This window comes from Thalassospira sp. A40-3 (assembly GCF_015871485.1).
Taxonomy (GTDB): domain Bacteria; phylum Pseudomonadota; class Alphaproteobacteria; order Rhodospirillales; family Thalassospiraceae; genus Thalassospira; species Thalassospira tepidiphila.
The window spans coordinates 280437-300658 of record NZ_CP065428.1 but is presented as its reverse complement, the minus strand read 5'-3'; the positions used below and the strand labels follow the sequence as shown (position 1 = coordinate 300658).

The following is a 20222-nucleotide window of genomic DNA, read 5'->3' as shown; positions in this document are numbered from 1 at the left end:
AAGGACAGGATACCTAAATAATGACCATCTGGATTGTTCTTGGCGCGATTACCCTGCTGCTTGCGGGGTTCATTCTGTGGCCGATTTTTGGCGGCAGTCGTAAAGCGGCGTCGGATGAGGCAAGCGATGCGCCGTCCGCATCGGAGCTTGAAGATGGCAGCCCGGAAAACGAGCTTTCGCGCGACCTTGCGGTTTATCGTGATCAGCTTTCCGAGATTGACCGTGATATTGAACGCGGGGTTCTAAGCGCCGAGCAGGCCGATGCGACGCGCACCGAAGTTCAGCGTCGTATTCTGGCGGCCGATCAGCGCATCAAAAAGCAACAGCCCACTGACACCATCGCGCAGACATCGGCAAACAAACCCGTCCGGGCCATTGCCGCCGGTTTTATTGTGCTGTTCATTGCAGGCGGGTTCGGGCTTTATCTTGATCTTGGCAATCCGACCATGCCAGACCGCCCGATCACCAGCCGCACCGATGAAATCAATGCCGTGCGCATGGCCCAGACCGCGGATGAAGACCGCCAGTCGGTGCTTAATCGTGCCGTTAGCGATCTGTCGCAAAGGCTTCTGGAAAATCCAGATGATCTGCGGGCTTGGGAATTGCTGGGTGCCAGCCTGATGGCGCTTGGCCGCCCGGAAGAAGCGCAAACCGCGTTTCTTGAAACCGTCAAACGGTCGGGACGCGACGGTGACTATCTGGCCATGTATGCCGAAAGCCTGATCCGCAGCAATAATGGCCAAATCAACACAGCAGCCCGTGGCGTGCTGCGCGAAGCCGAAAAAACCGACAGTACCGATCCGCGCATCCAGTTTTATCTTGGCCTTGCCGATGCACAGGAAGGCAATGTCGGTGCGGCGGTTGATCGCTGGATCGCGCTTGCCAATGGTGCCCCGGGCGATGCCCCGTGGTTGCCGATGGTGGTTGGCCGGATCAATGAAGCCGCCCTTGCCCAGGGGATCGACATTGAAGGACGCCTGAACATTGCCGAAAACAACTCCCCCGGCCCAAGTCAGGAAGACATCGCCGCCGCGCAGGAAATGACACCTGAAGAGCAGCAGCAAATGATCATGTCGATGGTCAATGGATTGGCCGAACGGCTGGAGGCTGAGCCGAACAATCCCGACGGGTGGGCCCGCCTGATGCAGGCCTATATGGTGCTGGGCCGGGAAGACGATGCCAAGGCGGCGTTCGAGAAGGCCAGCACGGTGTTTGCCGACCAGCCGGAGCTGATTGCCCGATTCGACTCGCTGGTACAAGAAATCGGCATCTCGGCGAACTGAGCAGGCATTTATCGGTAATATTGCCGATAAAAATTGTTTTGCAGAAACTCTTTTCCCTGCACTTTTGAACCATTATATCCCATACAGTCGGATAATATCTGCAACTTTACTGAAGTCTTATTGAATTGAACTTCGTGCTGAGGTATGAAATTAAGACTTAAGGATAGATAAGAAATACATCATATATGTGATTCCAAAGAATACCTTTCGATGGTGGGGGCCATCTTTTTCTTTAGGATCAATATATTGACAGGCTCACAAAACAAAAGATCAGGGATGACCATGCGCACCAAAAGCTCATCCCTAAGGATAGCGGATCAGCATGCCGGATCAAAAGAACGGTTCAATAAACAACCTGTTGTTGATTGAAGATAATCCTGGTGATGCGCGCCTGGTGCGCGAAGCACTTCGGGAATTCAAACAACCGGTTGAATTGCATCACGTAAAGGATGCGATGACCGCACTGCAGTTTTTGCAGCAAGATGGTCCGTATCGCAATTCACCGCGCCCACGCCTGATTCTTCTGGATCTCAATATGCCGCGCAAGGATGGCCGCGAAATGTTGCGCGATATCCGCAATGATCCCAATTGCGCATCCATTCCGGTAATCGTTCTGACAACATCCGGTGCCGAGCACGACGTTGATCTGTGCTATGCCGCCGGGGCAAACTGTTATTTGCGCAAACCGGTTGATGTGACAGAATTCATCGAACTGATGAAAATGATCGAATCCTTCTGGCTGGGACTGGCGTTGACCCCCACGCCGTAACCCCCTGCCAGAGAGACTGCCGTGCGCCGCCCGACATCTCTGCTTTTAGCATCCCAGTCCATCCCGACGAGCCTTAGGATTGCGCTGCGTGAATTGCGCAAGCCCGGTATCGGCATTGCCACCCTGTTTGCCACCCTTGTCTTTGCCGCGACCATTCTGGTCCTGACCGTCAGTCTGACCCAGTCGGTTCGCGATGGGTTGCGCCAGTCGGCACAACAGACCATCGGCGGGGATATCTCGCTGCGCCTGTTTCACCGGGCACCGAGGATTGATGAAATTGCTTTCCTTGAAACGCTTGGCACACTCAGCCTGACAATCGAACAAAGGGTGATGGTCCAGCCATCCAATAATCAAACGGCCGTACTTTCCGAACTGAAGGCGGTTGATGCCGCCTATCCGCTTTTTGGTCATCTGGCACTGTCGCCAGACATTCCCCTTTCGGAAGCCCTTGGCACCAGCGATGGCACTCCCGGCATTGTTGTTGGCCCCGAACTGGTTGAAGAGGGCGGGTACAGAGTTGGCGATACTCTTTATCTTGGGGGTCAGCCTTATCAGATCCGCGCGCGCATCGCCGCTGAGCCCGAACGCAAATTCAGGCTATTCTCGCTTGGTCCCCGCGTGATTGTCGGGCTCAACGCGTATCGCAACAGCCCACTTTTGGCACCGGGCAAGCAGGTTTATTGGTATTTGCGGATCAAACTGCCACCGAATAACACGCGATCGCCGGATCAGATTATTGCTGCCATCGAAGGCCGATTTCCAGATAGCGGATGGCGGATTGTCAGTGCCGCGGACGGCGTCCCCGGGCTCGAACGCATCGGGGATTTCGCATCTGCCTTCGTCAGCCTGATGGGAATTGCGATCTTTGCCATCGCGACAAGTGCCATCCGAAATGCCCTGACAGCCGACCTTGCCACGCGACGTCCGCGCTTTGCGACCCTGCGCAGTCTGGGCGCCCGGCCACAGGAAGTTGCCGCCAGCATTATCTGGCAAATGGGACTTATTACTGGCTTCGCCATCCTGATCGCGGTTGTTTTGACTGTAATCGCGGGCGCGGTGCTTGGTCCGTTGTTCGCCGAAATGCTTGGCTTTGACGTACGGCCAACTTTCGAGAATATCCCCATGATTGCGGGCTTTGTTTTCGGCTTTGTTGCCCTTGTTTCTATCAACCCTATCCGCGACGCCAGTGAAGCTTCGCCGGCCTGCCTGTTTCGCCATCAGGATCAACGTGAAACGCAAAGCCCCTTAAAACGCCGTTGGACCAAGCTCATAATCATAAAGGCCCTCATTGCAGGCTGCTTGCTTGGCATTGCCAGTGCCCTGATTGACCTTGGCTGGTTTTCGCTTGTCTTGTTGGCGGTTCTTGTCGGGTGCCAGGTTCTTTTTGTCGGTCTCGGGCGGATAATCCGGGCCATCGCCGGAAGGTTATCAACACCACATCGCCTGTCCCCCACCCTTCGTCTGGCATTGCGCAATATCGCCCGGCCTTCCGCGCCGACCGTGACCATCACCGCGTCCTTTGGTCTGGCGATGGCATGTCTGACCGCTGTTATTCTGTTTGGCAGCTTGGCGGGTCAGCATTTGAAATCGGTGTTGCCGTCCCAGACCCCGAATGTGGTGTTTTTCGATATCCCGCCAACCGCACAAGACGCCTTTCAGGCAGATGTCCTGCGCGCTGATGGTGTTCAAAGCATCACCCAGATGCCGTTTCTGCATGGTCGGGTCACGCATCTGAACGGCGTGCCATTGACGCAGGCCCAAGTACCACGGCGCTATCATTGGTTCCTGCGCGGCGACCGGGGCATGTCATGGACGGATCGTCCGACAGCAAACATGAGCCAAAGCACGCTTACAGATGGCCAGTGGTGGTCCCCAGAGAGCGTTAACGAAGGGCTCGCATCCCTTGACGCCGGTGTCGCACAGGCAATCGGTGCGGCGGTGGCGGACAGCCTGACGGTCAATATCATGGGAAAGCCCCATAACGTCCGCATTGCCAATCTGCGTCAGATTGACTGGACACGGCTTGACCTTGATTTCCCGATTGTGCTGTCGCCAATGTCGCCGGCCTTTGACCATGGGGTGATCAGTGCTGTGCAGCTTAACGATACGATGGATGCAAGGGCATCAATGGCCCCGATCCTTGAGACCCATCGCGATATCCCGGTGATTTTCGTTAACGACGTTCTGGCAAAACTGACCCGCTTGTTTGACGGCGTGGCGGCAGGGCTGCTCGCGATCACCACCCTTGCCACCCTTGGCGCGGTTCTGGTGATTATTTGCGGGCTGATTGCGCTGCGCCAGCGCCAGACAGAGACACTAGCCATGCTGCGCGCCCTTGGTATTCGGCCGCGTCAAATCACCCAAACGGGGGCGCTTGAAACCGGACTGATGGTTACAATCAGTGGACTGGTCGGGCTGATGGCAGGCAGCGGAATTGCAATTATCGCCGCACAGGCCATCGGCACGATTGATCTCGCACAGGTCGCGGCACTCGCCGGACCTATGATCGCAACAGCATTTGGTATGATCGTGGTGCTTGGGTTTGGTGGTGGCTGGATTTTGCAGGCCGCAAGTTTGCGCGCGCAGACAGGTTGGCGCGGTTAGGCCGAATGCCGAAAGCCCCAAAACGACCCAAAGCCAGATCAGACAACAAAAAAGGCCGCCCCATCAGGACGGCCTTTTTTAAATGATTTTCTGAAAGCAGGCTTAGTTGCTCAGGGCCTGGATCTGTGCACGGGCAATGTCGAGCGCGCGCTCGGCATTGGCTTTGTCGTGTGCAGTCTCGGCAGACTTGAGAGCGGCCTGAGCCTCTTCAAGACGGGCCTGTGCTTCGTCAGCTTTCAAATCGGAAACCGGAACCGCTTCTTCTGCCAGAATGGTGCAACGCTCGGGATTAACCTCGGCAACACCGCCAGCAACGAAGATACGTTCGGAAACCTTACCACCTGCATAGATGTCGATGACACCCGGACGAATGGTCGAGATCATCGGCGCATGCTTGGGCAGAACACCAAAATTCCCGTCCGTGCCCGGAACAACGACCATCTCGACCGGCTCGGATTTGAGCAGGGCAGACGGTGAAACAAGTTCCAGTACAGTCGTATCAGTCATGACAATCCTCGCTCCTTAGCCGGAGGGGGACCAAAGCTGCCTTAGGCAGCTTCGGCCATCTTCTTGGCTTTTTCGATGGCTTCTTCGATGGTGCCGACCATGTAGAATGCCTGTTCCGGCATGTGGTCATATTCACCAGCGCAGATCGCTTTGAAAGCCTTGATGGTGTCTTCGAGCTGAACGAACACGCCCGGAGTACCGGTGAAGACTTCTGCAACGTGGAACGGCTGCGAAAGGAAACGCTGGATCTTACGGGCACGTGCCACAACCAGTTTGTCTTCTTCCGAAAGCTCGTCCATGCCGAGGATGGCGATGATGTCCTGCAGACCTTTGTAGGTCTGAAGAACACGCTGAACTTCACGCGCGGTCTCGTAGTGTTCCTGACCAATGACGCCCGGATCCAGAGCACGCGAAGTGGAGTCGAGCGGGTCAACTGCCGGGTAGATGCCGAGCTCGGCAATCTGACGGTTCAGCGTGGTGGTTGCGTCAAGGTGGGCAAACGAGGTTGCCGGTGCCGGGTCAGTCAAGTCATCGGCCGGGACGTAAATTGCCTGAACCGAGGTAATGGAACCTTTTTTGGTCGAGGTAATACGTTCCTGCAGCGCACCCATGTCGGTTGCCAGCGTCGGCTGATAACCCACAGCAGACGGGATACGACCGAGAAGTGCCGACACTTCCGAACCAGCCTGGGTAAAGCGGAAGATGTTATCGACGAAGAACAGAACGTCCTGGCCTTCTTCATCACGGAAGTATTCCGCAAGGGTCAGACCGGTCAGAGCAACACGTGCACGTGCTCCCGGGGGTTCGTTCATCTGGCCATAGACCAGTGCAGCTTTGGATTCGCCTTCCGGGTTGATAACGCCCGATTCCATCATTTCGTGATAGAGGTCGTTACCTTCACGGGTACGTTCACCAACACCAGCAAAGACCGAGTAACCACCGTGGCCTTTTGCCACGTTGTTGATCAGTTCCATGATAAGGACGGTTTTACCAACGCCCGCACCACCGAACAGACCAATTTTACCACCCTTGGTGTACGGCGCGATAAGGTCGATAACCTTAATGCCGGTCACAAGGATTTCGGTTTCGGTGGACTGGTCGATGAAGTCAGGTGCTTCACGGTGGATCGGAGAGGTCTTGGCTGCATTAACCGGACCACGTTCGTCAACCGGCTCACCGATAACGTTCAGAATACGACCAAGGGTTTCCGGACCAACCGGAACCGAGATCGCGTCACCGGTGTCGGTGACTTCCTGACCGCGCTGCAGACCTTCGGTGGTGTCCATTGCGATCGTACGGACCGCATTTTCACCAAGGTGCTGTGCAACTTCAAGAACCAGACGCTGACCGTTGTTGTCAACATGCAGCGCATTCAGAATGGGAGGCAGATCGCCGTCGAATTTAACGTCGACGACGGCGCCCATTACCTGGGAAATTTTCCCCGCCTTCTTGTTCGCCATAGTTATTGTCTCCTGCTCGGACAAAGCTATCCGTTAACTTCCTGCGACCCGCTTACAAAGCCTCGGCGCCGGAAATGATTTCAATCAGTTCATTGGTGATCTGAGCCTGACGTGAGCGGTTGTACTGGATGCTCAGTCGGTCGATCATATCGCCGGCATTGCGGGTTGCGTTATCCATCGCGGACATACGCGCACCGTGTTCAGATGCGCTGCTTTCAAGCATTGCACCGAAAATCTGGACGCCAACGTTACGCGGCAGCAAATCAGCCAGAATGGCTTCTTCGGACGGTTCGTATTCGTAAACCGCAGAAGAACCAGTTGCTTCTTCCTGCTCGTCTGCTTCTTCACCCGTGAACGGGATCAGCTGCTGAGCGGTTGCCACCTGCGAAATCGCGGACACGAACTTGTTGTAGAAGATCGTGCAAACGTCGAATTCGCCTTCGTCGTAGAGCGCCAGAACCTTGTCTGCCACCTCGGTTGCCGAAGAGAAATCAATCCCCTTCTTGCCTTCGATGCCAGTATACCGGGCGACAATATTGTCACCAAATTCACGCTTGAGCGCATCTGCACCCTTGCGGCCAACACAGATCAGCTTCACCGTCTTGCCTTCAGCCTGCAGGGCTTTGGCTTTCAGACGGGTTGCTTTGACGATCGATGCGTTAAAACCACCGCAAAGGCCACGGTCCGCGGTGAAGACGACGAGCAGATGCACATCATCCTTACCGGTACCGGCCAGAAGCTTTGGCGCCCCTTCATTGCTGCCGACGGCAGTTGCAAGACGGCCCAGCATCGTCCCCATGCGTTCAGCATAGGGACGGGCTGCTTCCGCTGCATCCTGTGCACGACGGAGCTTGGAGGCTGCCACCATCTTCATCGCCGAGGTAATCTTCCTCGTCGATTTGACGCTGGCAATGCGCGAGCGCAGATCCTTCAAACTAGCCATTGCGTTTCCTCCTTCGCCTAAGTTTCAGTCTTACGCGAAGGTTTTCGCGAACTTGTCGAGGAACGCTTTAAGCTTGGCTTCGCTGTCATCAGACAGAACTTTCTCGGTGCGGATCGCATCGAGGATATCAGCGCCAGCCGAACGAATTTCGGACAGGTACTGTTCTTCGAAGGCGCGAACCTTGTTCACCGGAATGCTGTCGAGATAGCCTTTAACACCAGCATAGATCACAACAACCTGCTCTTCGACCTTGAGCGGCGAGTACTGCGGCTGCTTGAGCAGCTCGGTCAGACGTGCACCACGGGCCAGAAGTTTCTGGGTTGCCGGATCAAGATCCGATGCGAACTGTGCGAATGCTTCCATCTCACGATACTGAGCGAGTTCCAGCTTGATCGAGCCAGCAACCTGCTTCATCGCTTTGATCTGTGCGGACGAACCAACACGCGAAACCGACAGACCAACGTTCACAGCCGGGCGTACGCCTTTGTAGAACAGGTCGGTTTCAAGGAAGATCTGACCGTCGGTGATCGAGATCACGTTGGTCGGAATAAACGCCGAAACGTCGTTACCCTGGGTTTCAATAACCGGAAGTGCGGTCAGCGAGCCAGCGCCGTTTTCGTCATTCATCTTTGCCGCACGTTCCAGCAGACGGGAGTGCAGATAGAAGACGTCACCCGGGAATGCTTCACGTCCCGGCGGGCGGCGAAGCAGCAGCGACATCTGACGATAAGCAACAGCCTGCTTGGACAGATCATCATAGAAGATGGTTGCGTGCATGCCGTTGTCACGGAAGTACTCACCCATTGCGCAAGCAACGAACGGTGCGATGAACTGCATCGGTGCCGGGTCGGATGCGGTCGCAGCAACAATGATGGTGTTTTCCATCGCGCCGCGCTCTTCAAGGACCTTAACAACCTGTGCAACGGTCGAACGTTTCTGACCAACGGCAACATAGATGGAGAACATCTTGTCGCTGTCGGATTTCGCTGCATCGTTCACCGGCTTCTGGTTCAGAATGGTGTCAACGATGATGGCGGTTTTACCGGTCTGACGGTCACCAATGATCAGCTCACGCTGGCCACGGCCAATCGGGATCAGCGAGTCAATCGACTTGATACCGGTCTGTACCGGCTCGTGAACCGATTTACGCGGGATGATGCCCGGTGCCTTGACGTCAGCAAGGCGACGTTCTTTTGCACCCAGTTCGCCTTTGCCGTCGATCGGGTTACCCAGACCGTCAACAACGCGACCAAGAAGTTCTTTACCAACCGGAACGTCAACGATGGCGCCAGTACGTTTAACCTGGTCACCTTCCTTGATCGAACGGTCAGAACCGAAGATCACGACACCAACGTTGTCTTCTTCGAGGTTAAGGGCCATGCCCTTAATGCCACCCGGGAAGTCAACGAGTTCACCAGCCTGGACGTTGTCCAGACCGTAAACACGGGCAATACCGTCACCGACAGACAGAACCTGACCGACTTCGGCAACTTCGGCTTCAGCACCAAAATTGGCAATCTGATCCTTAAGAATAGCGGAGATTTCCGCGGCGCGGATTTCCATCACGCAACCCCTTTCATAGCGAGCTCGAGCTTCTGCAGTTTAGTACGAAGCGAGGCATCAAAAACCCGGGAACCGACCTTGACGACAAGACCGCCAAGAACAGCCGGATCAACTTTAAGGTCCACTTTTACAGTGGCGCCGACAACTTCTTTGAGAGCGCCGGTAACGGCTTCGATTTGCTCTTTTTTCAGCTCGGAAGCCGAGGTCACCTGTGCGGTAACTTCGCCCTTGTGAGCCGAGAGCATGGAAAGGTAGGAATCAATGACATCCGGCAGGGCAAACAGACGACGCTTCTGAGACAGAAGCCCTACGGTCTTCTTGGTCAACTCGGAAACGCCAAGCTTGTCCAGAAGAGCCGCCATCGCCTTGGCCTGCACGTCCCGGGAAATCACGGGACTGCGGAGTACATTCCGGAGGTCATCGCTGGTTGCGATGGCCTGGTCGAGCAATTCAAGATCGCTTTTGACAGCATCAAGCTGGTTGGCCGAGTTGGCCAAGTCAAATAGTGCTGTGGCGTAGCGCCCTTGGAGCCCGGTCGCGGCAGTATTTTGGGACACCGGTGAAAGCCCTCAATTCTGGTTATGAGAACGACTCGGATACGTATAAAAAAATGATCCCCCGAAAGGGTTTCCTTCCGGGAAGCGAGCGTTTGGTATCACATGTCCTTTGAGTGGGCAACCCCCGCGCAAGCGCAATTGCGCCCTCTTTTCCATTCTTTGGCAAAGTTCGGCCAAAACACCCCGAAATCGCCCATTTTTAAGGCAGGCTTACAACTATTTAATAAGATGCCTCTGGTTGGGGATGAGCTCGCAAGGTTAATGAAATCCTGATTCACGCGACGAATCCCCGAATTGCACAGAGTTGGTTTTTATCCTGGCTGCGATTATCGGGATAAACCGATCAAAACTGTAACCAACTTCACACCTGATCGAGACTTGAGGTGGCCCAGTAGAGCCATCTGGTTCCCGGATCATCGAGAGGTATCATCACATTAAATCAAGTGACATCGATGTTTTCAGACGTGTGATCCTGTGCCATCGCCCTTTGATACCCAGGTTCTTGATCGATTGATCGCCATCTTGGCCTGAACTTCCTGATCAAGATCGAGTTCGAACTGATCTGCCAGCCGATACAGCAAAATCAGAACATCGGCGGCTTCTTTGCCGATCTCGCTGATGTCGCGATCCTGAACTGCTTCGCCAAGTTCCTGCATTTCCAGAAGGGCTCGGTCTACGAGTGATGCCGGATCACTGACCGGGCCAAATGTCTGCTCTGCCCAATCGCACATGCTGCGCTGATTTTCAGATGATTCGTTATTACTTTCACAAAGCATTATCAAATTAACTCCTTAAATATAATATGACAGCAGATGCACCTGCGCCGTTTTCAGGACAACAGGAACGACAATGAAGACGCCAACGGCACGAAAACAAAGCTTCCTTGAACTGGGAATTTGCCTTTGTGCAGCAGTGTGCCTGATCCTGTTATCGTGGAAAAGCCCTTCGGCCCGCACCCTTGTGATCGAGGGTCTTGAAGAAGCCCCGCTAAAATGGGTTGGCCATGAAGACCCCATGGGCATCGATATCGACATCATGACCGAGGTGCTGCGCACCATGGGAATCCGGGATTATGTGTTCCGGTTTGTCGATAATGGCAGCCGTTTGCTGCACAACGCCCGCAACGGCAACTCGGACATCGTCCTGACGCTTTCGATGAATGACGAGCGCGCCGAATTCCTGCTATATCCCAATGAGGCGCATCTGCTGCTGGATTGGCGATTTGCAATCCGGGCCGAGGACAAAGAAAAAATCCGGTTTGAGGAATTTTCCGATCTCGCACGGGTGCGGATCGGGGCGGCGGCCGACTATTCCTATACCAGCGCCTTCTGGAATTCGGGTCTTGATATCCAGACAGTGGCCCGCAGTGACCTTCTGATCCCGATGTTGCTGCAAAACCGGTTTGACGCGGTACCGGTCAATTACCTCAACACCATTTATGACAGTCTGCAGAATCGCTATCGCAACAAGATCGCCTTCCTGTATCCACCACTGCGTCGTGCGCCCTATTATAATGTGTTTTCCAAGGCGTCCGATTATCCCGACAAGGAAGCGTTCCTGAGCCGGTATGACGAAATCATCCGCGAAATGCGCGAAGATGGCCGGTTGCTTCGTATCTTTGAACGATACCTTGGACCGGACGGGTATGACTGGTGGCAGTCACAATATTCGCAATAAGCGACACGACAAAAAACAATCCCGACTTACATAAAGCTGTAGGGGTCGATATCGACCTGCACGCGGACACTGCCCGGCGTTTTGACCTTTGACAGCCAATCATGGATCAGTGCCTGCATCTTAACAGACTTGTCGGCCCGGATCATGAAGCGTCGACGATAACGCCCGCGCAAAAGCGACAAAGGTGCGGGTGCCGGGCCCAGAACCATCAGCCCATCACCGCGCGGCGCGACCCGGCCAATGCGCCAGGCGGCCTCATCGACCTCGCTTTCCTTTTTGCCACTGATAATAAGGGCGGCCAGCCGACCGTGTGGTGGCATGCCATGGGTCATACGTTGGGATAGCTCAACCTCGTTAAAGGCATCACGATCACCGGCGGCAATTGCCTTGATCACGCGGTTGGCCGGATCGGCGGTTTGCAGCATCACCGTACCGGGGCGATCACCACGGCCCGCACGACCCGCCACCTGGGTTAGCAATTGATAGCTGCGCTCCGCCGCACGTAAATCGCCGCCGGCCAAGCCAAGATCGGCGTCAACCACCCCAACAAGTGTCAGCATCGGGAAGTGATAGCCCTTGGCCAAAATCTGCGTGCCGATCAAAAGGTCGACTTCGTGATTATGCACGCGATCAATCAGCTGTGCCGCGGCCTTGGGCCCCATGATGTTATCGGATGTCGCGACCTCGACCCGGATATCGGGAAAAGTCTCAACCGCCTCTTCATACAGGCGTTCTACACCCGGACCACAGGGGGCCAGTTTGCCCTCCGCCCCGCAGGACGGGCAGGCATCCGGGGCCTTGGCCTGATAGCCGCAATGATGGCATTGCAATTTGCCCCATGCCCGATGTTCAACCAGCCAGGCTGTGCAGTTCGGGCACTGGAACCGATGACCACAGGCCCGACATAGGGTAAGCGGTGCATAACCCCGCCGGTTCAGGAACAGCATCGCCTGTTCGCCATTGGCAAAGGTTTCTGCCAGCCGTTTTTTGAGCGTCGGCGTGATCCAGCGATTGCGTTGGGGTTTGTCCTGGCGGATATCGATGATCTCGACACTTGGCAACACCGCCACACCATGACGACTGCCAAGTTGAACATGCTGATAGCGCCCGGCTTCAACATTGGCCAAAGTTTCAAGCGACGGGGTCGCGGACGCCAGAACAATAGGAATGTTGCCGAGATGCGCGCGCGTTACCGCCATGTCGCGGGCATGATACATCACGCCATCTTCCTGCTTGAACGCGTGTTCGTGTTCCTCGTCGACCACGATCAGGCCGAGATCATGATAGGGCAGGAAAAGGGCCGACCTGGCCCCGACAACCAGCTTGGCTGATCCATCGGCCACTGCGCGCCAGGTATCACGACGCCTGGCCTGCCCGACTTCGGAATGCCAAAGGGCGGGTTCAACACCGAACCGGTCGCGGAAACGTTGCAGCCACTGGGCCGAAAGTGCGATTTCCGGCAACAGGACCACAACCTGCTTGCCCTGTGCCAGTGCGGCACGGACCGGCTCAAAATAAACTTCTGTCTTGCCCGACCCGGTCACACCATCCAGAAGCGTGCAGGAAAAACCACCGTCATCAAGGCGCGCGCAGAGCGCGTCAGCGGCCTCGTTCTGTTCGGCTGACAAATCCGGTCGCGGAATATCAAGATCAGGCGCCTCAAACGGCGATGGCGGTGTGACCATCAGGCGCTGCACAGCGCCAGCGTCGACCAGCCCCTTGATCACACTCGCCCCGGCACCGGTTTCGCGCAGGATATCGCCCTGCTCCATCGGCGGATGATCGGCCAGAAACGCCAGAACGCGTTTGCGCGGCGGCGTCATGCGCAAGCTTGCCGCGTCAAATTCCGGATTTAGGGTAAATCGAAAGATCGGTTTGGGGGCCTCAAGCGCATCTGGCACGCTCATCGCCATGCGCAACACCGCCCCTTGCGGCGCCATGGTATAGGCCGAAACCCAATCAATGAATTTGCGGGTGACATCCGCCATTGGCGGGGTGGGCAAAACACCGAAAATTTCGCGCAGCTTGGCGGGATCAACATCGCCCTTGGCATCGCCCCAGACGACACCGCGCTGGGTTTGACGGCCGAGGGGAATTTCAACGAAATCGCCGGGTGCAACAGAGACGCCCTCGGGTACCAGATAGTCATATGGCCCGGCCAAAGGCAGCGGCGGCAGGACGCTCACGGTCTGGGCGGTTACCTCAAAGGCCGGATCATTCGCAAACAAATTTCCAGAGGTGGCCTTTGCGGCACGCATATATTATAAACCCCGTGAGGTTGCCCATCAGACCGAGCCGTTTCAGGAACGCCAGACAATGGGCACAGAAACAAACGGTCCCACAGCAAGGATCTGGTTCCGTCATCAGATGATCCAGAACCTAGCAGCTAACCGCATCATTGAACAACAGGTCCTAAACAGGAATTCCAATGAAGTTTTTCATCGATACCGCTGACATCGACGCAATCCGCGAACTGGCCATGTCCGGCCTCGTGGACGGTGTCACCACCAACCCCTCGCTGGTAGCAAAGTCTGGCCGACCGTTTCTCGAACTGATCAAGGAAATTTGTGAAGTTGTTGACGGTCCGGTCAGCGCAGAAGTTGCTGCGACCGACTACGAAACCATGGTTGCCGAAGGCCGCAAGCTTGCCAAAATCGCCGACAATGTCGTCGTGAAGCTACCGCTGACTGCTGATGGCCTCAAGGCTTGCCGTACCTTCACCGACGAAGGCATTCAGACCAACGTAACCCTTTGCTTCTCGGTTGGTCAGGCTATCCTGGCTGCCAAAGCAGGTGCGACCTATGTTTCGCCGTTCGTTGGCCGTCTGGATGACATTTCCTCGGATGGTATGCAGCTGATTGCCGACATCGTTGATGTTTATGGCAACTACCCGAACTGGACGACCGAAGTGCTTGTTGCTTCGGCACGTGGCCCGCAGCATGTCGTCGACTCGGCCCGTCTCGGTGCTGACGTTGTCACCATCCCGCCGCAGGTTCTTGGTCAGTTGACCAAACACCCGCTGACCGATAAGGGCCTTGAAGCCTTCCTCGCCGATTGGGAAAAAACCGGCCAGTCGATCCTCTGATTTTGGATCGCTGATCGCGACAAACATATAAAAACCCGCATCGCGCGTGGTTTTTAACATGCATTTAACCCGGCAGCCCGCATTGTGGCAGCCGGGTTTTTTGTTTCTCACTTTTCAAGCCGGAACCGATGGAAAAGACAGCTTTGCGCGCCGACGATGTGGCGGACTACCTTGCCGAACATCCTGAATTCTTCACTACGCGCCCGGACTTGCTTGAAAGTCTTGATTTGCCGATGCGTGAACTGGGCAATGGCGTTGCCGACATGCAGCAATATGTCGTTGCGCGCCTGCGCGATGAACGTGAAAAGCTGCGCGGTGCGACCAGCGAACTGATCAATATTTCCAAATCCAATCTCGAAACCCAAAGCCGCATCCACCGTGCGGTTCTGGCACTTTTGAATGCACGCGGATTTGAAACCTTTGTCGAGGCACTTCAGGACCTTGTGCCAGAGCTTCTTGATCTTGATGCCATTGCGCTGTGCTTTGAAGAATGCAAAGAGGCCCCGGTCCCAAGCTGTGATGGCCGGGTGCGTCGTCTTGTTGTCGGTGCCGTTGATCAGGTTCTGGGTGACGAGCACGATGTCTGGCTGTTGCCAGATGATGCCGGTGACGAAGCGATTTTTGGCCCGAAGGCATCTGAAATCCGGTCTGCGGCAATTGTGCGCCTGGCACCATTTTATGGCGATCCGGTCGGGCTTGTTGCCTTTGGCGTCAAGGAACCGGATTATTTCAGCCCGGCACAGGCCAATGACCTGATCATGTTCCTGGCATCAGTTATCGAATTTGGTGTGCGTCGATGGCTGACCCAAACGGTCTGACCGCCATCACCCTGCCACAGGATGTACGCGACGCCATTGCCGACTGGCGTGGCTGGCTTGCCAATGAGCGTCGCGCGTCCAACCACACGACCGACAACTATCTGGCCGATCTTTATGCCTTTCTGGGTTTCATCAAGGATCATCTGGGTGACACACCGACGCTTAAGGATCTTTTGCGCCTGAACCCGCGCGATTTTCGGAGCTGGCTGGCGCGCCGCAGCATGGATGGCATGGCCAAGACGTCGACCGCGCGTGCGCTATCCTCGCTTCGTAATTTTTACCGATTTCTTGAACGATCCGGGCGCGGTCAAAACGCCGCCGTGCAGTCGATCCGCAACCCCCGCCTGCCGCAATCAACGCCCAAACCGCTGGCCCCCGATGATGCCATGGCCGTGCTCGAAAATGCTGATGCCTGGCAGGATGAGCCGTGGCTTGGCAAACGTAACCTCGCCCTTTTCACCCTGCTGTATGGTTGCGGCCTGCGTATTTCAGAGGCGCTTGATCTGAATGCCAATCAACGCCCGACCGGGGATTCGATGGTGATCACCGGTAAAGGCAACAAGCAGCGCCTCGTGCCGGTTCTGCCTATCGTGCGCGACGCGATCGAGGATTATGTCCGCATCTGCCCGTTTGCGCCCGATGGTGATGATCCCCTGTTTCTGGGCGCACGCGGCAATCGGCTTGTGGCACAAGTCGCCCAGCGTGAAATGCGCAAGGTCCGCGAACTTCTGAACCTGCCCGATACCGCCACCCCGCATGCGCTGCGCCATTCGTTTGCGACGCACCTTTTGGCCGGGGGTGGCGATTTGCGCACCATTCAGGACTTGCTCGGCCATGCATCGCTTTCAACGACCCAGCGCTATACGGCCGTGGATACCGAACAATTGATGGCGGTCTATAACGGCACCCATCCGCGCGCCCGGCGCTAGACCCCACCGCCAGAACACGCATCGGAACCGTTTTGCGCGCTCAGGCGTTGGATGCCCAGACACAGCTCCGCGAAAGAGATCCAGTGATGAAGCTATTTCGATCCCGCCGCTTTGACGCCAGCCCGCGCCATCGCCAGATTTACAGCGCCTATGAAATTGCCTATTCGGTCATCGACCTTTTGGCGGCCGTCCTGTTTATCGTAGGCAGTGTGTTGTTTCTTGATGATGCAACGGTCAAGGCGGGAACGTGGCTGTTTATCATTGGATCGGTGTTCTTTGCCGGTCGGCCTGCCGTGCGGCTTGCCCGTGAATTGCATCTGGCCGGACTGGGTGACGAGGGGCAACGCGATAGGGCTGAGCCGGGTTATGCCGGCAACCGCGCCGGGTCTTGAAAATCTTTTCGCAAAATTTCGGTTCCTAGCGATCACCTTTCGCCATTAGACTGCGGGCAAACACCTGATATGCCCGGAGGAAAACCATGATATTGCGTTCGAGTGGCCCGTCACCGTTTGGCCGGAAAGTCAAAATCGTTGCCAAGATGCTTGGTATTTATGACCAGCTGACGGTTGAAGATTCCAACACCAACGACCCGGCAGATACCCTGCGCCAGCAAAACCCGCTGGGTAAAATTCCGATCCTGATCCTTGAGGACGGTCGCAAGATTTTCGATAGCCGCGTGATCTGTGAATATCTTGATGCGCAGGTCGATGGCACCAGCCTGCATCCCACCGAAAGCGACGCACGTTGGGAGGCCCTTACGTTTCAGGCGCTGGGCGACGGCATTGTCGATGCATCCATCCTGCAGGTCTATGAAAGCCGCATGCGCCCGGAAGAAAAACGCCATGGCGATTGGCTGTCCTATCAGGCGGACAAGGTCAAACGATCCCTTGATCATCTGAGTGCCAATGCCCCGTCACTTGAAGGTGACCTGACGATTGGCCATGTCGCGATTGCCTGTGCGCTGGGCTATCTTGATCTGCGCTTTGAGGGCAAATGGCGTGAAAGCTATCCGACGCTGGTTGCGTGGCTTGAAACCTTTGACGCACGCGTCCCGGCCTTTGAGGCCACCAAGTTTGTCGCCTGAGACTGATGCCCTTTGGCTCGATGCTGATTGCGCCAAAGGGCAACGCTTTTAAATCAAGTGCTTAGCCACTAAAAAAAACCCGGAGCCTTTTGCACAATGTCCCGTCTGAACAGCGTTATTCGCCGCCTTCAAGCCCAACGCGATTGCCTGAATGCGGCAGCAGAAATGATCAAGGATCATGACGGCATCGTGCTTGAAGTCGGGCTTGGCAACGGGCGTACGTTTGATCACCTGCGCGAAATTATGCCCGACCGCGAGATTTTCGTCTTTGACCGGCAGATCGCCGCGCACCCGAAATGCATCCCCGATGATGACCATTTGTTCCTTGGCGATATCTTTGAAACCCTGCCCAAGGCGGTCGAACGTTTCAAAGGCAAGGTCGCGCTTGTCCATTCCGATGTCGGCACCGGGGACGAGGCGCTGAATGCCAAGATCGCGTCCTTTATCGGATCAACCCTGCCGCCAGCCTTGATCAAGGGTGCCATTGTGGCATCGGACCAGAAAATCGATGTGCCGGGCACGATTGCCGAACCGCTGCCCGAAGGCGTTCCAAAAGATCGCTATTTCTTCCGTCGTTATCAGGGCTAATATCGCGCCCAGTTTTGGAATTGGTTCTGTTCCCGCAGAGCCCTGTCAGCATCTTAGGAAATCGTGCCGTGGCCACCGCAAACGCCCCATCGCCCAGTGGAAGTCAATTGTCCGAAGCACAGGACTTTCTGGCCAAATATCCTGATGTCGAAGCCATCGACATCATCCTGACCGACTTTCACGGCATTGGCCGGGGCAAGACGATCCGCCGTCACGAACTTGAAGGCATCTATAAATCCGGGCGCGGCTTGCCAAGCTCCTTGTTCGGGCAGGATGTCAGTGGCGAGGATGTTGATGATTGCGGCCTTGTCCAGACTGGCGGCGGCGGCGATTGCCGGTGCTGGCCAGTGCCGGGCACGCTTGGCTATCTGCCCCATACCGGCCGCGGGCAGCTTTTGATTGCCATGTATGAAGAAGACGGCGCGCCGCATGACGTTGATCCGCGCAATGTTTTCGGCGCACAGGTCAAACGGGCGGAAAATCTTGGCTTCTATCCGATGGGTGCGTTCGAACTTGAATTTTATCTTGTCGATCAGACCCCGGATGCCCAGGGCCTGTATCACCCGGCATCCTATGCCATCACCAAACGGCGCAGCAAATTGCGCAACACCATGTCGGTCGATGAAATTGACGAGATGTCGCCGCTTTTTGATGCGGTCTATGAGGGTGCCAAGCATCTGGACCTGACGCTGGAAACGCTGATTTCGGAATATGGTCCGGGCCAGTATGAAATGACCATCCGCTATCGCGATCTGATGCGCGCGGCCGATGACGTCATCATCGCCAAACGCCTGATCCGCACCGTGGCACGGCGTTTTGGCAAGGAAGCGGTGTTTATGCCCAAGCCGTTCGGCAACGAAGCCGGATCGGGCATGCATTTGCACCTGTCGCTTGCAGGCCAAGATGGCAATAACCTGTTTGCCGATCAGGCGGATGGATCACTAAGCCCCTTGATGCTCAACGCGATTGGCGGCATTCGCGGCACGATTGGCGAAACCATGCTGTTGCTGGCCCCATTCATGAATTCCTGGCGGCGGTTTGCATCGGCGATGTATTCACCGGCCTCTGATGACTGGGGTGTTGAAAACCGCACTGTGGCCTTGCGTGTGCCCGGCACACCGGGCAAAACCCGCCATTTTGAACACCGTATTGCCGGGGTTGATGCCAACCCTTATCTGGTCGCGGCTGTGACCTTGGGTGCTGCCCTTGACGGGATCGAGGGTAAAGTGGATCCGGGCAAACCATGTGAAGATGAAATCGGCGAGGCAAAGGCACCAAACGATCTGCCGCGTCATTGGCTTGAGGCGATTGATCAGTTTGCCGCGTCCGAGTTCAACAAGCGCACGCTCGGCGATCGGTTCCACACCGCATTCACCAAAATCAAACAGGCCGAATACGAACAGATGGCACTGAAGGTTTCGGCGGCAGAGTGGGAATATTACGGGTTTTCCGTCTGATCCCCTATCTGCGGGGGCGGTGCGACAGCGATCAGTAACTTAGGTCCAAACCAAGGAAGTTACTAAGTGCCAGGGTGATGCCCCCCACGACCAAGAGTGCAAGCACGAAGACGCCGGTGATCTTGGCGCTGGCGCGCAGGACCGCCTGTCTTCCGTACTTTTGACCTTGGTCGTAATGCCACTTGATGGCGAAGAACATCGCGGTCAGCAGTGCGACAACCTTGAACGTGCCAAAGGCGATCGGAACCCAATCCATAACAAAGACTTTCATTTGCAGCAGTTATGGATGTTATGGGCGCATCTGGGGCCAAGGCAAACTTCCCATTCTGCAACCCTGTCATGAAACAGAAGGTCACTCCGGCAAGATCGGCTAATAAACGGGAATATATGGGGTTTTCAGATGTAAGTGCCGTCTGGTCAGATTGCTCTGACCAGGACTATCGGCAGCGTGCAGCGCTAGGACGCGCGCTTTGCACGGTTGTTTGATTTGCGCGCCGAGAAGGCCACTTGCGGGCGGGCATCCATGGTTTTCTGATCGCGGAGATATGCGACTTCAAGATCGCGGGGCTCGACACTGAGGACCCGTGAAGTGTCCGGGCGGTCTGAGTTCGTATTGAGGTGAATCTGCGTCGAAACCCACTGCCATGTCGGGTATGTCAGCTTTTCATCCTGGGTTTCTTCGGTAATCACCTTGTAGGATCCGGCCGGAAGGACTTCTGCAAGGCCACGCATGCTGAACGGACGTGTGAAATTCAGAATTCTCGAAGTGGTACGATTGGTCAAAAAAGGCTCCTTGCGCCGGAATGCGCGTTGGACAGGCCAAACGATCGGGACCATTCCCGCCGTCGGACACTGACTCAGGTTACAGACAGATCAAAGTTTTCGGATTAACAACGGA

The 20222-nt window shown here is 55.8% G+C and carries 20 protein-coding genes; 11 read left to right on the top strand and 9 right to left on the bottom strand.

Annotated elements, in window-relative coordinates; all coding sequences use genetic code 11:
- Positions 1–20 precede the first annotated feature (20 nt).
- From ccmI to IT893_RS01330, 3 genes are all read left to right on the top strand, one after another.
- Positions 21–1283 carry a c-type cytochrome biogenesis protein CcmI gene (gene ccmI, locus IT893_RS01340; protein ID WP_197146580.1) on the top strand — a complete coding sequence of 421 codons (1263 nt, stop codon included), beginning with the start codon at positions 21–23 and terminating at the stop codon, positions 1281–1283.
- A gap of 322 nt (positions 1284–1605) precedes the next feature.
- Complete coding sequence (locus IT893_RS01335) at positions 1606–2052, top strand: response regulator (RefSeq protein WP_008889767.1); 447 nt, start codon at positions 1606–1608, stop codon at positions 2050–2052.
- Positions 2053–2073: 21 nt separating this feature from the next.
- Positions 2074–4656: an ABC transporter permease gene (locus tag IT893_RS01330; RefSeq protein WP_197146579.1), complete on the top strand. Its 2583-nt coding sequence runs from the start codon at positions 2074–2076 to the stop codon at positions 4654–4656.
- A 102-nt stretch (positions 4657–4758) separates the two neighbouring features.
- Here the strand turns inward: IT893_RS01330 and atpC are convergent, their stop codons facing one another.
- From atpC to IT893_RS01300, 6 genes are all read right to left on the bottom strand, one after another.
- Positions 4759–5163 (bottom strand): ATP synthase F1 subunit epsilon, encoded by a 405-nt coding sequence (gene atpC / locus IT893_RS01325; protein ID WP_008889765.1) that lies wholly within the window; start codon positions 5161–5163, stop codon positions 4759–4761.
- Positions 5164–5204: 41 nt separating this feature from the next.
- Positions 5205–6623: a F0F1 ATP synthase subunit beta gene (gene atpD / locus IT893_RS01320; protein WP_008889764.1), complete on the bottom strand. Its 1419-nt coding sequence runs from the start codon at positions 6621–6623 to the stop codon at positions 5205–5207.
- A gap of 52 nt (positions 6624–6675) precedes the next feature.
- A complete protein-coding gene (locus IT893_RS01315) occupies positions 6676–7566 on the bottom strand; it encodes a F0F1 ATP synthase subunit gamma (RefSeq protein WP_008889763.1) in 891 nt (296 codons plus the stop codon).
- A 30-nt stretch (positions 7567–7596) separates the two neighbouring features.
- Positions 7597–9129, bottom strand: a complete 1533-nt coding sequence (atpA, locus tag IT893_RS01310; protein WP_008889762.1) for a F0F1 ATP synthase subunit alpha — start codon at positions 9127–9129, stop codon at positions 7597–7599.
- Complete coding sequence (locus tag IT893_RS01305) at positions 9129–9686, bottom strand: F0F1 ATP synthase subunit delta (protein WP_040823053.1); 558 nt, start codon at positions 9684–9686, stop codon at positions 9129–9131. The genes atpA and IT893_RS01305 overlap by 1 nt, the downstream gene beginning before the upstream one ends.
- 458 nt (positions 9687–10144) lie before the next feature.
- Positions 10145–10462 carry a MazG nucleotide pyrophosphohydrolase domain-containing protein gene (locus IT893_RS01300; protein WP_197146578.1) on the bottom strand — a complete coding sequence of 106 codons (318 nt, stop codon included), beginning with the start codon at positions 10460–10462 and terminating at the stop codon, positions 10145–10147.
- Positions 10463–10535: 73 nt separating this feature from the next.
- On the opposite strand from IT893_RS01300, the gene IT893_RS01295 reads away from it, so the two are divergent.
- Positions 10536–11363, top strand: coding sequence for an ABC transporter substrate-binding protein (locus IT893_RS01295; RefSeq protein ID WP_197146577.1), 828 nt, complete (start codon positions 10536–10538; stop codon positions 11361–11363).
- 26 nt (positions 11364–11389) lie between these two features.
- On the opposite strand, the gene IT893_RS01290 is transcribed toward IT893_RS01295, so the two are convergent.
- Positions 11390–13621 carry a primosomal protein N' gene (locus IT893_RS01290; RefSeq protein WP_197146576.1) on the bottom strand — a complete coding sequence of 744 codons (2232 nt, stop codon included), beginning with the start codon at positions 13619–13621 and terminating at the stop codon, positions 11390–11392.
- A gap of 170 nt (positions 13622–13791) precedes the next feature.
- Between IT893_RS01290 and fsa the strand changes: the two genes are divergently transcribed.
- The 7 genes from fsa (at position 13792) to IT893_RS01255 (ending at position 19324) form a co-directional block, all read left to right on the top strand.
- On the top strand, positions 13792–14448 hold the full coding sequence (gene fsa / locus IT893_RS01285; RefSeq protein WP_008889757.1) for a fructose-6-phosphate aldolase: 657 nt from the start codon (positions 13792–13794) through the stop codon (positions 14446–14448).
- A 128-nt stretch (positions 14449–14576) separates the two neighbouring features.
- Positions 14577–15266 (top strand): DUF484 family protein, encoded by a 690-nt coding sequence (locus tag IT893_RS01280; RefSeq protein WP_008889756.1) that lies wholly within the window; start codon positions 14577–14579, stop codon positions 15264–15266.
- Positions 15245–16195: a tyrosine recombinase XerC gene (locus IT893_RS01275; RefSeq protein ID WP_197146575.1), complete on the top strand. Its 951-nt coding sequence runs from the start codon at positions 15245–15247 to the stop codon at positions 16193–16195. The genes IT893_RS01280 and IT893_RS01275 overlap by 22 nt, the downstream gene beginning before the upstream one ends.
- Before the next feature lie 86 nt (positions 16196–16281).
- Positions 16282–16587 (top strand): YrhK family protein, encoded by a 306-nt coding sequence (locus tag IT893_RS01270; protein WP_197146574.1) that lies wholly within the window; start codon positions 16282–16284, stop codon positions 16585–16587.
- Positions 16588–16673: 86 nt separating this feature from the next.
- Complete coding sequence (locus IT893_RS01265; RefSeq protein ID WP_197146573.1) at positions 16674–17279, top strand: glutathione S-transferase family protein; 606 nt, start codon at positions 16674–16676, stop codon at positions 17277–17279.
- A 96-nt stretch (positions 17280–17375) separates the two neighbouring features.
- On the top strand, positions 17376–17867 hold the full coding sequence (locus IT893_RS01260; protein WP_197146572.1) for a class I SAM-dependent methyltransferase: 492 nt from the start codon (positions 17376–17378) through the stop codon (positions 17865–17867).
- A gap of 68 nt (positions 17868–17935) precedes the next feature.
- Positions 17936–19324, top strand: coding sequence for a glutamine synthetase family protein (locus tag IT893_RS01255; protein WP_197146571.1), 1389 nt, complete (start codon positions 17936–17938; stop codon positions 19322–19324).
- 31 nt (positions 19325–19355) lie between these two features.
- Here the strand turns inward: IT893_RS01255 and IT893_RS01250 are convergent, their stop codons facing one another.
- A complete protein-coding gene (locus tag IT893_RS01250; protein WP_252724038.1) occupies positions 19356–19595 on the bottom strand; it encodes a hypothetical protein in 240 nt (79 codons plus the stop codon).
- 185 nt (positions 19596–19780) lie between these two features.
- Entirely contained in the window at positions 19781–20107 is a 327-nt protein-coding gene (locus IT893_RS01245; protein WP_008889749.1) for a hypothetical protein, read from the bottom strand.
- Positions 20108–20222 lie beyond the last annotated feature (115 nt).